This window comes from Phaeobacter italicus, assembly GCF_019801785.1.
GTDB lineage: Bacteria > Pseudomonadota > Alphaproteobacteria > Rhodobacterales > Rhodobacteraceae > Phaeobacter > Phaeobacter italicus.
On sequence record NZ_JAHVIJ010000012.1, the window covers coordinates 1 to 14,456 of the forward strand.

General features: G+C 58.1%; 9 protein-coding genes. 2 read left to right on the forward strand and 7 right to left on the reverse strand.

Features of this window, described 5'->3' with window-relative positions; genetic code table 11:
• Nucleotides 1-212: 212 nt before the first annotated feature.
• From lhpI to KUV39_RS18535, 3 genes are read right to left on the reverse strand one after another with little or no spacing between them, the layout of a single operon-like run.
• Nucleotides 213-1,154, reverse strand: a complete 942-nt coding sequence (gene lhpI, locus KUV39_RS18525) for a bifunctional Delta(1)-pyrroline-2-carboxylate/Delta(1)-piperideine-2-carboxylate reductase (RefSeq protein ID WP_222460628.1) — start codon at nucleotides 1,152-1,154, stop codon at nucleotides 213-215.
• Nucleotides 1,155-1,171: 17 nt separating this feature from the next.
• On the reverse strand, nucleotides 1,172-4,432 hold the full coding sequence (locus tag KUV39_RS18530) for a molybdopterin-dependent oxidoreductase (protein WP_336512838.1): 3,261 nt from the start codon (nucleotides 4,430-4,432) through the stop codon (nucleotides 1,172-1,174).
• Complete coding sequence (locus KUV39_RS18535) at nucleotides 4,333-4,599, reverse strand: hypothetical protein (protein WP_222460630.1); 267 nt, start codon at nucleotides 4,597-4,599, stop codon at nucleotides 4,333-4,335. Before KUV39_RS18535 ends, KUV39_RS18530 begins: the two co-directional genes overlap by 100 nt.
• 62 nt (nucleotides 4,600-4,661) lie before the next feature.
• Between KUV39_RS18535 and KUV39_RS18540 the strand changes: the two genes are divergently transcribed.
• Nucleotides 4,662-5,576 (forward strand): LysR family transcriptional regulator, encoded by a 915-nt coding sequence (locus KUV39_RS18540; RefSeq protein WP_244998468.1) that lies wholly within the window; start codon nucleotides 4,662-4,664, stop codon nucleotides 5,574-5,576.
• A gap of 604 nt (nucleotides 5,577-6,180) precedes the next feature.
• Here the strand turns inward: KUV39_RS18540 and KUV39_RS18545 are convergent.
• From KUV39_RS18545 to KUV39_RS18560, 4 genes are read right to left on the reverse strand one after another with little or no spacing between them, the layout of a single operon-like run.
• The gene (locus KUV39_RS18545; protein ID WP_222460631.1) at nucleotides 6,181-7,170 is read right to left on the reverse strand and encodes a GlxA family transcriptional regulator; all 990 of its coding nucleotides are present in this window, start codon (nucleotides 7,168-7,170) and stop codon (nucleotides 6,181-6,183) included.
• Nucleotides 7,171-7,173: 3 nt separating this feature from the next.
• Nucleotides 7,174-9,642: a GcvT family protein gene (locus KUV39_RS18550; RefSeq protein ID WP_222460632.1), complete on the reverse strand. Its 2,469-nt coding sequence runs from the start codon at nucleotides 9,640-9,642 to the stop codon at nucleotides 7,174-7,176.
• Nucleotides 9,643-9,653: 11 nt separating this feature from the next.
• Nucleotides 9,654-10,829 (reverse strand): mandelate racemase/muconate lactonizing enzyme family protein, encoded by a 1,176-nt coding sequence (locus KUV39_RS18555; protein ID WP_222460633.1) that lies wholly within the window; start codon nucleotides 10,827-10,829, stop codon nucleotides 9,654-9,656.
• Complete coding sequence (locus KUV39_RS18560) at nucleotides 10,816-12,336, reverse strand: trimethylamine methyltransferase family protein (RefSeq protein ID WP_222460634.1); 1,521 nt, start codon at nucleotides 12,334-12,336, stop codon at nucleotides 10,816-10,818. The genes KUV39_RS18555 and KUV39_RS18560 overlap by 14 nt, the downstream gene beginning before the upstream one ends.
• A gap of 97 nt (nucleotides 12,337-12,433) precedes the next feature.
• Here KUV39_RS18560 and KUV39_RS18565 point away from each other — a divergent pair, with 97 nt between their 5' ends.
• Nucleotides 12,434-13,333: a LysR substrate-binding domain-containing protein gene (locus KUV39_RS18565; protein ID WP_222460635.1), complete on the forward strand. Its 900-nt coding sequence runs from the start codon at nucleotides 12,434-12,436 to the stop codon at nucleotides 13,331-13,333.
• The last annotated feature ends 1,123 nt before the right edge of the window (nucleotides 13,334-14,456 follow it).

The following is a 14,456-nucleotide window of genomic DNA, read 5'->3' on the forward strand; positions in this document are numbered from 1 at the left end:
GAAAGGCGCAAGTTTGCCCATCTGCTCATCGGTCAGCCAGAAAAGATCACTCATGTCACCACTCCTTTTCGGAGCCGTGAATCATGTAGCGAGACTGAAATCAATGCATCCTGACCCTAGAGGGGCGCGCAGAATTCGAGAATTTGGGCTCTTCAACGAATTTGAGCGCCAATGCTGCCAAGTGGCCAGCCACATCACTTTCGAAGTGCCGATCAAGCATTATTACTCTCTTCCCAGACTAATTTGGCCGCTGCCAGATCTTCCAGAGCAGTGCCTGTGGCCTTAAAAAGCGTGATTTCGGCCCGGTCAATTCCTGCAGAATTTCTGCCTCCACAAAGACCGTAGAGGGTGCCTTTGATGGCATCCTCGGACAGCGCACCTGTTTTAAGTGGCTCAATCAAATCGCCGCTTTCATGAAGAGCGTCGGATGTATCGATGAACACTTGCGCGCGCGCCATGGCATTATCGTCGGTTTCCCGCATCTGTGGGGTGAAGCTGCCGATCAGGTCGAGGTGTTGTCCGGGCCGCAACCAGACGCCGAGTATAAGTGGCTCTTTAGCCAGGGTGGCACAGGAGATGATGTCATGCTCGGGAACCGCATTGCGAAGGTCGCTTACGGCACGCGCCTCATAGCCTCGGACCGAGAGGTCTGCGGCCAGCCGGGCCGCGTTCTCGCCGTTGATGTCCCAGACCGAAACACGCGTGATCGGGCGGACTGCGGAAAACGCATCGGTCAGATTGGCTGCGACCCGCCCAGCCCCAACAATAAGAAGGCTGCTGGCATCTCGTCGTGCAAGATAGTCAGCCGCGAGCGCAGCCGCAGCTGCGGTTCTACGGTTGGTGATGTCGCCACCATCGAGCATGGCGAGATGTTGGCCCGTCGCCGTATCGAAAAGTAAATAGGCTGAAGACAGCGCTGGCAGGCCACTTGATGCATTGCCCGGATTGACATTGACTATCTTGACGCCACCTAGTCCCTCGGCCTGCCATGCAGGCATCAAAAGGATGGTTCCGTCAGGCTGCTCCGGCAGCTCTACCGAATGGTGGCTCCGCAACGGAATTTCCGCGCCTTCGCGGAATGCCACCCGTAGAGCTTCGATAAGCTTCACGAAGGGCAACAGGTCTCGGGTTTCATTTGCTGAGTACAGTTTCATCTCAACTTCCTTGCAGTTCATCCGTCGACAACGACATCGGTTTTCGGAACGGCCTGGCAGGCCAGGCAATGTGCTTCGTCATCGAAGGCCAACTCTGTTCGGTGTATCGTCTGGCCTTCGATCACCCGGATCCGACAGCTTTCGCATTGCCCTGCCCGGCAGCCGCTTGCCAGGGCAAGCCCATGGCTCTCGGCGAGATCCAGCAAGCTACCTGCCGATTTTGTCCATTCGACGCTCTTGCCACTTTTGGCGAATGTCACTTGGAATGGCCCGTTTGGCAGGGGTTTGTCGGCAACAGGTGAAACGAATGCCTCCTTGTGGAGCCTTTCCGGTGGATGCCCGGCGTCTGCCAGCGCCGCCTCCAAGGCGGCCATCATAGGTGGCGGGCCGCACTGATAAACCATAGGAACCGTGCCGTCCCAGCCTTGAAGAATGTCTTGGGCAGTGGCAAAGCCGGATCGATCATGTGTTCCACCCACGGCATCCGACGGTAGCGGATCGTTGTAAATATTGATGGCTTCGAATCCCGGCAACCTGTCCTTAAAGCCAGCGATGCGGGCGCGATAAGCATGGCCTGCGCTGTTGCGATTGGCATAGACGAGCCGGATCGGATGCTTTGCACCCATCGCCGCCGCCGTTTCCAGATAGCTGAGGAACGGCGTGATACCAATCCCACCGGCCACCATCACCACGGGACAATTGCTTTCGACCGGCAAGGTGAAACGACCCGACGGCGCTTTCAACTCCACCAGAGATCCGGGTTCGAGTACATGGTTGATGTATCCCGACATCACTCCATCGGGCAGATCGTCGGCACCTGGAGGGGCGGGCACGACCCGAACGGTGATCTGGTAGGTTTTCCGTTCAGGATCGACGCCGCTGCCGATCAGCGAATAACAGCGGATGACTGGGCTGTCCTGCCCCGGCACTTTGGCTTTCAGGGTAATATGCTGACCGGGCAGAAAGTCTGGCAACAGTTCGAAACCGTCCACGGTAAAAGCTACGCGCGTGCAGCCTTCGGCCACCCGTTCAACTTCCTGAACGACAGCGGTTCGGAACCCCGACCACGCGGGTCTCACATGCATTTGTCCCGGCAGAGGCCTAATTGCGCATCGGGTCGAACGATGCGGGACCGAGCCACTAATCGAATCGCACTCTTCCGCCGAGATCAAGCGGTTATAGTTTGATCCCACGTCGGAAAACGGGTCAAACCCTGGCTGGTTCAGGGCCGGACTGGCCTGCCACCAACCATAGCTGCCAATCAGCACCTCGGGATGCAAATCGGTATCCAGCACGATCTGCATGCGCGCCTTGCCATGGGCTGAGGCCAACTCGGCCCAATCCCCATCTTCCAGCCCCTGCGCTTCTGCTGTGTCCGGATGAATGCGCACTTGTGGAGCAGACATCCTTTTGCGCAACGAGGCAATGTTGCGGTGCTGAGAATGGCAAAAATAACCGCTTTTTGCGGTCGTCAAACGGAGCGGATAGCTGTCATCGGTGGCCGCAGGATACTCGAATACGGGTACCGCGTCGTACCAGTGATTAAGTAGGCGTTCGGAATAGATCTCAACCAGCCCGGTTGGGGTAGCGAAGCCGCGTACACCTGCATCAGTCTTTTCCGCATATTTTCTTTCTCGGTAAGTCAAAGGGCGGCGGATACCTTCCGGATGGGCACGCAAATCGGCAAGCGTCAAACCAGTGGGTTGCAGTTGCCACTCCCGCGCCGCGTCGATATCGCCATCGAAGAATGCGTCCCCCATGCCAAGCCGAACTGCCAGATCGAACACAATCTCGGTATCTGACCGCGATTCCCCTGTCGGGGCTACTGCAACCGGACGGAGCTGAACCAGACTCTCAGCTTCCTGGCTGACCTCGAACCCGTTGCGCAGCGCCTCACGCTCCCATGGCGTGTTGGCAGGTAACAAGTAGTCAGCGAAACGCGCTGTTGGCGTTTCAACGCTGTCAATCTGGACGTGAAAATCCAGCGCTTTCAGAGCATCAACACCCAAGTCCTTATTACCATGAGATACGGCCATATTGGCTCCGAACCCGATCAGCGCATGCACTTTATAGGGCTGTTCTTCGAGGATTGCCCTGTACAGGTCCCGCGCCAACACCCAGCCCTGCGACGGCGGACCGAGAGGGCGCGTCTCGTAACCAAGCGCCTTTTCGATTTGCCCGTCCGGAAACTGATGAAACCCTGTTGGCGCGTTCATCGGATGCTTGCTGAAGCCGACATTGCCGCCCGGCGCGTCATAACCGCCTTTGAGCGCCATGAGCAGAGCGATTGCCCGGTCAGTCTGGGTTGCATCCCGGTGCTGGCCCACGCCGGACCAGCAGTAATAGGCAATCCGATCCGCGCTCATCAGCGTGTCCGCGGCTTTGCGTATCTCGCTTTCCGGAATGGATGTGACGTCACTGACGCGGCTCACCGGCCATTCGGCGCAACTCTCGGCAAAATACATGAAAGCAGTGCGGCAGGAGATACGACCGAAATGGGTATCCATTTGAATCGAGGCGCAAAGGTCCAGGCTTTCCGAGCCCTCGCCAAACATCTTGGTGTTGGCGTCGTAGAACACGGGTTCACCTTGAGCGTTCGCGGCGACATAGCGGCCGGCTCCGGCATCTCTGTTTAGATCGGACTCGCGCAAGAACTCGCCGGTATCCTCTCTTACCAAGAAACTGGCATTGCTCCAGCGTCTCAGAAAGTCCGCGTCGTAGGCGCCGCGTTCGATCAACAGATTAGCTAAGCCCAGTGCCAGAGGGCCATCCTGCCCCGGAAGCACCCGCATCCAGTGGTCTGCACCCTGTGCGTAACCTGCCCGGCGGGGATCCACCGAAATGATTTTCGCGCCGCGGGCCCGCGCCTCGGCGATCTGGGTGGCCTGATCAAGCCAGACCGCGCTAGGATTGAACCCCCACAGGAGGATCGCATCGGCGTTCCCATAGTCGGGAAAAAGAATTCCAGAACCATACGTGAAACGATGCGCGTGGTCCTTGTGCCAGTTGCAGATTTCCGTGCCGTAGACTGTGTTAGGGCTGCCGAAAAGCCGGCTAAAGCGTTCAACCCAATCAATGGAATCGCTCATCGGCGTGCCACTGGGCGTTGTCACACCAAATCCGACTGCTTCAGCACCGTGGTTGGTCCTGATCTTATTCAGCCGCCCGGCAATATCGGTCAGCGCCGCTTCCAGCTTACCCGTTCCCAGCCAGGATCGGCGCTCGACTTGGGATTGGTGCGCCGCATCGGATAAAGGACGCGATCGAGGTCGCCCCAGATCTCAGGAGCCGCCTTACCTTTCAGGCACAGCGCCTTGCCAGTAGGGTGCTCCGGCGCCGGTTTCGCTGCTAGAAGCTGGCCATCTCGGACCTCGAACGTCGCGCCGCAGCGCGAACGGCACAGGCAGCAGAATCCGGGAATATCCTGGGTTTCAGAAATTGACATGGCGGTTCCTCCCGCCACGGTTCTGCGACGCCGCGGCGGGAATAGCTAGTTTTTATATTTTAATGCTGATATTGATTTCATTTATGCTCCCAACCGTTCGACAGCTTGAATTCTTCATCGCAACTGCCGAGACCGGACAAATCTCGCGCGCAGCGGCGATGGCGAATGTGACGCAATCTTCGGTCACCATAGCTATCCGGCGTTTGGAGGAGTTGCTGGGATACAAGCTGTTTCGGCGCAGATCGCACGGAATGGAGTTGACAGCACAAGGAGAGGCTTTCTTGCGCCATTCCCATTCGATCCTGGCGGCGCTGCACGAGGCAGTCGGTGCAAACCACCAAGAGGCATCTAGCGTCTCGGGTATAGTCCGCCTTGCCGTCACCGACACGATTTCAGGCTATTATCTTCCCGCCGTCTGGGAGCGCATCATGGCCCGGCATCCCAATATTCAGCTGGAAGTGATCGAAGCGAGCCGCCCCGAAATCGAAGAGGGGTTGTTCCAAGGGCAATTCGACTTGGGAATAGCGCTGACGTCAAACCTGCCGAATCCGGAACGCTACGAACAGCGCCCAGTCTTGTCATCGCCCCGCAACCTTTGGTTGGCGGCGAACCATCCGTTGGTGATGCGGGAAGATATCGCCTTTGCCGATCTGACCGGAGAGAACTACATCCTGCTGACGATGGATGAGCATGAAGCCACGATGCAACAGGTCTGGTCACAATTTGGTTTTATTCCCAAGCTCTTGTTTCGGAGTCAGTCGATGGAAGCGCTGCGCAGTATGGTCGCCAGGGGGATGGGAGTAACTATCCTGTCAGATATGGTCTACAGGTCATGGTCGTTGGAAGGGCAGAGGATTGTCCGCAAACGCCTAAGCGACACCATCCCGAACATGGACACCGGGGTATTTTGGCCAAAGCAGGCTCCGCTGAAACTTGCCGCACGTGCCGTCGTTCGCTGTATTTATCAAGTCAAGTAAACCGATGAGGACAGCAAGGGAATTGTTTTCTTTTCAACGTAGAATTTTTAATGAAGTGAATTTGCATGCGGCAACGTCAGCTTCCTACGCTTCGCGCCCGCTTGTACACTGCGCAGCATCGGTCACTCTGGGCTCTTAGTCGTCGTTCGCCGCATGCCCAACGAAAGACGGCTTAGGGCTGGCTCGAGCCGATCACGGGTAGCCAAGAACGCTGTCACGGCGGACAGCCCGGCGCTGCGTCGCCGCAAGGCGGCTTGGAGCCCATTCTGTAAATTCGATTTTCGTGCTGCGCGCGCACGCAGCACGAAAATCGCTGCGTCTGCTCAGTTGATAGCGTTGCGAGCCGTCTGACAAGTCAGTCATTCCTACGCTTTGCAGTGACGACCGCAGTCCCAATTTACTTTTCACAAGAGAACCTGTGGCGCGACCTACTTCAATGATGGTCTGCAACATTGAAATTGCAGGCGCAGGTCGGGCGTTGGACCCTGATAGAACACTTTTCCGCTGCCATTTTGTTGAAGCTGACAGAGCGTTCGTAACGACGACAAAACCCGGGCGTTGCCTCAAACGAGCGTGGTAAGTCAGACTCCGAAGCGCCTCAGGCCTACGGTGCGCCCCGCTCAACATTTGGGGATATGCCCCAGTGTTTGCGGTAAAGTTTTGAAAAGTGGCTGGCCGATGTGAACCCGCAAGCCATCGCGACATCAATGACGCGCAGATTTGTTTGCTGCAGCAGGTGCCGCGCGCGTTCGAGCCGCAAAGTCGTGATGTAGACCTTGGGGCTTGAGCCCACATAGCGCAGGAACAGCCGTTCCAATTGTCTGGTTGACAGTCCGACGATTGCCGCAACCTGCGAGGGGGACAGATCGGACCCAAACTTCTCCTCCATGTGAAGGATCGCCTTTCCGAGGCGTTCGTGCCGTGTCCCCAAGCGGCACAGATCGCTTCTTGTCTGGCGGTCGGTGCCAGATCTTACCGTGCTGCACAAAAGTTGGTCGGCAACCCGGGCCGCAGTCTGCGTTCCAAGCCTTTGTGCGATCATCGCGAGAAACAAATCCAATGTCGCCGCACCTCCTGCCGATGTCGTGGCATTGCCACCCTGCTCAAACACAGAGCACCGGACATCCAGATCAAGAAAGGCTTCCGCCACGGCACTCTGAATGCTCCAATGCGCACTCACCGGATGACCTGAAGTTAGTTTTGCCTGCGCCAAGATAATTGCGCCGCCGCCCACGCCGCAAAGCGCCGCGCCGAACCGCTTGGCCTCGCGAAGCCAAGCGATCAATCGTTTTGAGGGCGGCTCTGTTGTGGTTGTAGGCCCGAAGACCACCACGCAGTCTCCTTTGCGCGTTGGCGGCAGCGTTCGCTCAACGGCAACGGTTAAACCCGATGACGCCCGAACCTGATCACCGGCTTCGCTGGCGATCTCCCATTCAAACACCGTTTTCGACAACACATCGTTAGCCGCTTCGAGAGAGTCGAGACCAGCCCCCAGATCCAGCGAAGAGAATCCGGGGCAAAGCACGAAGACAAAGCGATGGACCTCTTCGGTGCCTGTAGGTGCGGCGCAGATGTTGATCTCTGGGTATCCCATAGATCAGCACCGCATGTTTGCGCCGTTCGGATCATAGATCGGCCCGCCGAGCACCTCAGCCTCATACATTTCGCCTAGGATTTCGACCTGCAACGTCGTTCCGGGCGCTGCGTGTTCGGCTGCGACATAGCCCATGGCCATCGACTGCGCGGCGCGGTGGCCATAACCGCCCGAAGAGACATAGCCGACCGCTCTGCCATCCTTCAGGATCGCCTCGTCATTGCTGACGTCAATCCCGTCCACATCAATGGTCATGGTCACAAGCTTCTGCTTGGGGCCTGCATCACGGATGGCTTGCGTGGCTGCCTTGCCCACGAAGTCCTTCTTCCAGTTGATGAAGGCATCCATGCCGCTTTCGACCGCGTCGAAATCGGGGCGGAATTCCAGCGTCCAGACGCCCCAGCCCTTTTCCAGCCGCATCGACATCAGCGCGCGCGCCCCATACCAGCGATAGCCGAGATCGGCGCCTGCCGCCTCGATCGCCTCGGCCAAACGCAGCAGGTATTGCGGTTTGCAGTAGATCTCGTACCCCAGCTCACCGGAGAAACTGATCCGGTTGAGGATCACCGGCACGCCGCCCACGAAGGTTTGCCGCAAGTCGCGGAACTTGAAGGCTTCTGCGCTCACATCATCGCGGGTGATGTGCGCCAGCAATTCGCGCGATTTCGGCCCTGATAGGGCGATGCCGTGCCAGTCATCAGACACATTGGCATAGCTGACATCGGCGGGCAGATCCTTTTCGAACCACCGCCGGTGCGCCTCCTGCATGGCCCCAGAGCCAAACAGCATGAAGTGATCCTCAGCGAGGCACGCCACAGTCAGGTCGCCGTAGAGGCGCCCCTTTTCGGTCAGCATCGGCGTGAGGGTCAGACGGCCCGGTTTGGGCACATAGCCCGCCAGGGTCTTGTTCAGATAATCCCGCGCGCCCGCGCCTTTGAATTCGTGTTTGGCGAAGTTGGCGATCTCGATTCCACCCACGGCCTGCTGCACCGCCTCAACCTCGCGTTTGACATAGTCAAAGGATCGGTTGCGTTCAAAGGTGGGTTCCTCATGGGCATCCTCGGGACCATCGGCGAACCAAAGCGCATTCTCAAGGCCAAAGCCCTGATCCATCACTGCGCCTTTGGCAACCAGCCGGTCATAGAGCGCGGTGGTTTTTTGCAAGCGACCCTTGGGCAGGGTTTCGTTCGGGAAGGTCATAACAAACCGGCGTTCGTAGTTCTCGGCGGATTTCACCGTGCCCCAATCTGGGGTGGCAAATTCGCCAAAGCGCGCCACATCCATGGCCCAGACGTCAATCGAGGGCTCTCCGTCGATCATCCACTCGGCCATGGTCAGGCCCACGCCGCCGCCCTGACAGAACCCGGCCATGACGCCCACTGCGACCCAGTAGTTCTTCATCCCCGGCACCGGACCGATCATCGGGTTGCCATCGGGACCAAAGGTGAAGGGGCCGTTGATCATGTCCTTGATGCCGGCCTCGCCGATGGCGGGGATGCGTTCGAATGACATTTCGAGACGATCTGCGATCCGATCCAAATCCGGTTGCAACAGCTCGTGACCAAAGTCCCAAGGCGTACCCTCGACCTTCCACGGGGTCGATTTGGGCTCATAGGTGCCCAGCAGCATACCCTGCCGTTCCTGACGGAAATAGATATTGGCCTCATAGTCGATGCCTGCAGGCAAACGGCCCGCTTCGCCCATGCTCTCCATACGCTCCGCGATCATTGGGATTTTCTCGGTGATCAAGTAGTGGTGCTCCATCGGCTGCACTGGCAGGTGGATGCCGGACATATGGCCCACCTCGCGCGCCCAGAGACCTCCGCAGTTCACCACATGTTCGGCGTTGATCTGCCCTTTAGGCGTGGTCAGATCCCAGGACCCATCGGGGCGCTGCGACATGGCGGTCACGCCGCAATGGGTGAAGTATTGCGCGCCGTGCACGCGGGCGGATTTGGCGAAGGCGTAGGTGGCGCCGGAGGGGTCAAGGTCCCCGTCCTGATCGTCCCATAGTGCTGCGTGATAATGCTTGGGATCAATCAGCGGGTGTCGCTCGGCCAGTTCCTTGGGCGAGATGAATTCCTGGTTCAGCCCCATATAGCGCGCCTTGGAACGTTCCCGCTTCAGGTAATCGTACCATTCCTTGGTCGAAGCCGCATAGAACCCGCCAGTAATATGCAGCCCTACGGAGTGGCCGGAGGTTTCCTCGATTTCTTTGTAGAGATCGATGGTATAGCTTTGCAAACGGCTGATATTGGGATCGCTGCTGATCGTGTGGATCTGCCCTGCCGCGTGCCAGCTTGAACCGGAGGTCAGCTCGTCCCGTTCCAGCAAGACCACGTCTTTCCAGCCGAATTTGGCCAGGTGAAACAGGATAGAGCAACCAACAACCCCACCGCCAATCACAACGACCTTGGCGTGCGAGGGAAGCGATTTTCCGATGGCGGTTTCGTCTTTTTGAATCTCGGGCATTGGATTTCTCCTTAGTTGAGCGGCAAGCGGCGGAACCGCCCCGGCATTGCAGGGTCATGGAAATGGTCGAGAGGTCCGTTCTCGACGAGATGGCTGTGCCAATGGGCCAGCGCATCGCGATCCAGCGTTACGCCAAGGCCGGGGCCTTCGGGCACGGAAACGACATTGTTTTTCTGGCGGAATGGGCCGCCTTCGATCACGTCGCCAATCTGCCAGCGGAACAATGACTGAGAGGGTTCGGAGATCCACGGCATCGCTGCAGACATGTGCAGATACCCTGCCGTGGCAATCCCTGCATCCCCAGAATAGCACCAGAAGCCGACTCCCATCGCCTCGCAAGCGCCAATGAAACGCACCGCGCGCGCAATCCCGCCCAGAACGGCAAAGTTCGTCACGATATAGTCGGGTGCCCCAAGCGCCACAGCGCGGCGGATATCCGGCACGTGGGACGAGATCGGAATGGTGAAGTGGCGACGCAGCTCGGCCATTTCTTCAAAGGTTGCGACCGGGTCTTCGTAGTTGCGGATGTTATAGGGCTCGATCTCGCGGAAGACGCGCATGGCTGTGGGCAGGCTCCATTGCATGTTGCTGTCCAGACGGATCATCGCCTCGCGCCCAAGCCCATCGCGTAGGGCCTTGACCGTGTCTATCTCAAGCTCGGGATCGCCCAGGATCAGCTTGCCTTCGAACATGGTACTGCCATGTTCTTCACGCATTCGGATGCAGTATTCGGCGACCGCTTCGGGGCTCATCTCGCCACCCTCGCGATATCCGAAGTATTCGGTGAATGGGATGTCTTTACGCACCGCACCACCCAGCAAGCGGTACAGAGGTTCATTTGCGACCTTGCCGCGCAGGTCCCATAGGGCGATCTCAATGGCCCCAAAGGCTTTGACCACCGAACTGTCTTCAGTGTTCTGCACGATCTGCCAGGGCGGAACGCAGAGTGCTTCACATCCTGCGACATCGAGAGGATCCGCACCGATCAAGCGCTCGCCCATGGTGCGGATGCTGTCCAGCACGTCGATAGACGGCGCTTCGCCGAGGCCAACAAGGCCTTGATCCGTTTCGACCTCGATGATGGTCTTGGAGGTGCCGGGATAGTGTCCGCCCGTCCACCACATGGGCTTTTCCAGCGGAATGTTGATTGGCGTCGCACGCAACCCTGTGATCTTAATACCAGGCATCGGGCAGCTCCTCTTTGCGCTTGGCCACAAACTCTTCCAACGCTTCGCGGGTGATGTCTTCGATGGGCGGCGCCTGATACTCGGCCAACATCTGTTTCACGCGTGCGTTGGCGCGAGCGCGCATGTCTTGCGACCCCGCGTCTTCCCAGCTTTCGACGTTTTCGCTGTCGCTGAGCTTTGGTTCGTAGAAGGCGGTCTGGTAGTTGCGCATCGTGTGCGCGCAGCCCAGGAAATGCCCGCCCGGCACCACTTCGCCATAGGCGTCGCGGGCGAGGGCATCGTCAGAGACATCCAAACCTTGGGACAGTACCTTCTGATAGCTGCCCAGCCGGTCGGCATCCATGATCAGCTTTTCAAAGCCGGTGCACAGCCCGCCCTCGAGCCAACCAGCCGCATGTAGTACGAAATTGGCGCCCGCCAGCATGGTCGAATGCATCGAATCCGCGCTTTCATAGGCGGCCTGCGCATCCTCAATCTTGGAGGCGGTCAGCGAGCCACCACAGCGCAAAGGCAGCCCAGCACGCCGGGCCAGTTGCCCGATCGCATAGTTGGAAATGACAGGCTCCGGCATCCCGAAGGTGGGCGCACCGGATTTGAGCGACATGGAAGACAGGAAGTTGCCTAGCACAAAGGGCGCGCCGGGGCGCAGAAGCTGCACATAGGCGCAGACCATCATCGCTTCGGCCATCGCCTGGGCCACCGATGCGGCGGTCGACACAGGCCCCATCGCGCCCGACAGGATGAACGGCACCACGACCAACCCCTGACCGCGGGTAGAATAGACGCGGGCGGCTTCTGTAACCACCTTGTCGACCAGGAGCGGCGAGTTGGTGTTCACGTTACCCATGATCACGCAGTTCTGCTCCATCACCTCCTCGCCAAAGACAATCTCGGCCATGTCGACACTATCTTGGGCGCGGCTCATCTCGGTGATGGCTCCCAGATGCGGTTTGTCTGACAGGGTCATATGCGCATAGAGCATGTCGAGATGCCGTTTGCTCACCGGCACGTCGCAGGGCTCGCAGGTGACAAACCCACCGTGATGCAAGTTCGGGTGAAGATAGGTCAGGCGTACCAGATCGCGAAAAGCATCCATATCGCCATAGCGCCGACCCCCTTCGAGATCGCGCACAAAAGGTGCGCCATAGATCGGGGCAAAGACCTGGTTTGTGCCGCCGATGGTGACGGAGCGGTCGGGGTTGCGGGCATGTTGCGTGAACACAGACGGAGCTTTGGCGCAGAGCGACCGGATCCAATCAGCGGGCGCGCGCACAATATCGCCGTCGATGTTTGCACCTTCGCGCCGCCAGAGCTCTAGCGCTTCGGGGTCATCCCGAAAAGCTATACCTACATCCTGAATGATCCAATCAACCTGGCCCTCCAGCTTTTCGATTTGGGCCTCGTCCAGAACCTCGAAGAACGGAAGAGTTCTACCGATATGTGGAGATGCAGGTACGCCCGCATGTGTGGTGTCCCTGTTGCGCGATGCGCGTGCCCGTCGTGCCATGGCTCGTCCCCTCCATGAAATGAGTAAGCTGCAGACTAAACCATCGCGTAGGCGCTGTGACGGTTGAAAAATCCAATGGTTTGGATAGTTTCAGATTATGCGAAATCTCTGGTCATACCTCGCCTCTCCCCGCCACCTTGCCGTTTTCGAAGCGGCTGCGCGGCGGCAATCCTTTACGCTCGCGGCACAGGAGTTGAACGTTCAGCAACCTTCGGTGAGCGCGTCTATCAAGCAGTTGGAGAACACGCTTGGCGTTGCCCTGTTCCTGCGTCAGCATCGCCGCATAAGCCTGACACATGCGGGTGAACGGCTTTTTGCAGATGTCAGCCGGGCCTTTGATCTGCTGGAACACTCCGCCACGGCCATTCGGCAATCCGTCAGCAATGATCACGTCACGCTAAGCGCGTCATCTGCGTTCAACAATTATTGGATTCTGCCAAGGCTGGGGACATTTCAGGAAAAATACCCCGAAATTGACCTGCGCCTGCAGTCAAGCGACCGCGAGCCGGACCTGACCGCCGAGCCCATTAGCCTTGCGATCAGATTGGGCGATGGGAACTGGCCGGGGTGCCACTCTGCGGGCCTTGCAGACGAGATCATTTACCCCGTCGCAGCACCCCGCGTCATGGCGTCGGCGGTGCATCTGCGCAACATCACGGGGCTGCTGCACCAACGGTTGATCCATCTGGAGGAACCGATCCGGGAACGCCCGTCCTGGGCGCAGTGGTTTCGCGCGTTCGGGATACCAGAACAGCCGCCGAAAAGCGGTTTGCGCCTGAACGACTATGCGCTTGTCTTGCAAGCCACCATGGCGGGCGAAGGCTTTGCCTTTGGCTGGCATCATCTCGTCGCACCGCTGGTGCAAAAGCAGCTCCTTGCCGCCCGATCCGATTGGGCGTGGACGACCGGGAAAGGCTTCTACCTAGTCTGGTCAAAAGAGACCCCGCTCACACCAAACGCAAGCATCGTTAGGGATTGGATTCTGTCAAACGTCTGATTTCCATCAGTTGAAGGGCTGCGCGTAACGCACCTTAGGAGATTTCGTTTTCCCGCAAGCCAAGTTCATGCGCCGTTACGCATCAACAGCTTCCGGTTTATTTAACACGTTGGACCTAGGCCGACGCTAGTTTTATCCAAAATTGGTTCACTGCAGACCAAAATCGCATTGCCTTAGCATCTTGATGGTCTTCCGATGAGTGCGGCTTCCATTCGCTCAAGCCATCCGTCCCACCAATGATTGGGCTGGTGAACGTTGGTAACAAAGAGCCCAATCGTACGCAGATGCAGTCAGATGCTGCACCAGCAATAGCCGCGTGAGCAAAAGGCGGGTTTGTCCGCATTCCGTCCTTTCGATGATGATCGGTGGCTGCACTGGCAGCGAAGGTCAGCTCTTTCCAGTGCTGATGCAGCGTAGGATCGCCACTTAGCTGTCAGATCTCGCGACTTTGCAAAGGTCACTTCCTGCGCTTCGCTGACGGTTGAGCGAGGCGCAGCATCCGCATGGCAGATCGCGGAGCCTGGAATGTCCGCTTCCGGGAACTCCTGCGAGATCTTTTGCCTTTGCGGCAAAGTGCCCGCTGCCCCTGGTTCGAATGTCGTGAATGGGCTGGCTGGCGTCATCTGGCCGCTTGGATCTGGTGCCAATTCGCTGCGACCTTGCTGTTGCAGCGCCGCGAGGCGGCTTGGAGCCCATAGTGATCAATGCTGCGCTTCGCACATTTTCAAGAGATATGCGGAAAGCTGTCATTGATCTAGATCGGGATAGCAACCTTGGAAACATAGCGGCGTGAAACCGCATGTTTCGGGTCGATCCGGAAATTCGGTGCGAATAGCTTCACACCGAACAATGAGAGGATTTGTTTATGCACGGTCGCAACGCACTATTCCCGGATTTTGATCAACTGAAGGACGCAGAAAATGCATTGACAGAACGCATCAATCAGGCGCGCCACAACTATGCCAGCCGCAATGCGACCTCGACTGAGTTAACAGCTGACTGGTTAGGGTCAGGATGCATTGATTTCAGTCTCGCTACATGATTCACGGCTCCGAAAAGGAGTGGTGACATGAGTGATCTTTTCTGGCTGACCGATGAGCAGATGGGCAAACTTGCGCCTTTC

Coding starts and splice junctions, on each gene's coding strand:
- lhpI (WP_222460628.1), bottom strand. CDS start 1,154: ATGAAACTGTACTCAGCAAATGAAACCCGAGACCTGTTGCCCTTCGTG.
- KUV39_RS18535 (WP_222460630.1), bottom strand. CDS start 4,599: ATGTCAATTTCTGAAACCCAGGATATTCCCGGATTCTGCTGCCTGTGC.
- KUV39_RS18540 (WP_244998468.1), top strand. CDS start 4,662: ATGCTGATATTGATTTCATTTATGCTCCCAACCGTTCGACAGCTTGAA.
- KUV39_RS18545 (WP_222460631.1), bottom strand. CDS start 7,170: ATGGGATACCCAGAGATCAACATCTGCGCCGCACCTACAGGCACCGAA.
- KUV39_RS18550 (WP_222460632.1), bottom strand. CDS start 9,642: ATGCCCGAGATTCAAAAAGACGAAACCGCCATCGGAAAATCGCTTCCC.
- KUV39_RS18555 (WP_222460633.1), bottom strand. CDS start 10,829: ATGCCTGGTATTAAGATCACAGGGTTGCGTGCGACGCCAATCAACATT.
- KUV39_RS18560 (WP_222460634.1), bottom strand. CDS start 12,336: ATGGCACGACGGGCACGCGCATCGCGCAACAGGGACACCACACATGCG.
- KUV39_RS18565 (WP_222460635.1), top strand. CDS start 12,434: ATGCGAAATCTCTGGTCATACCTCGCCTCTCCCCGCCACCTTGCCGTT.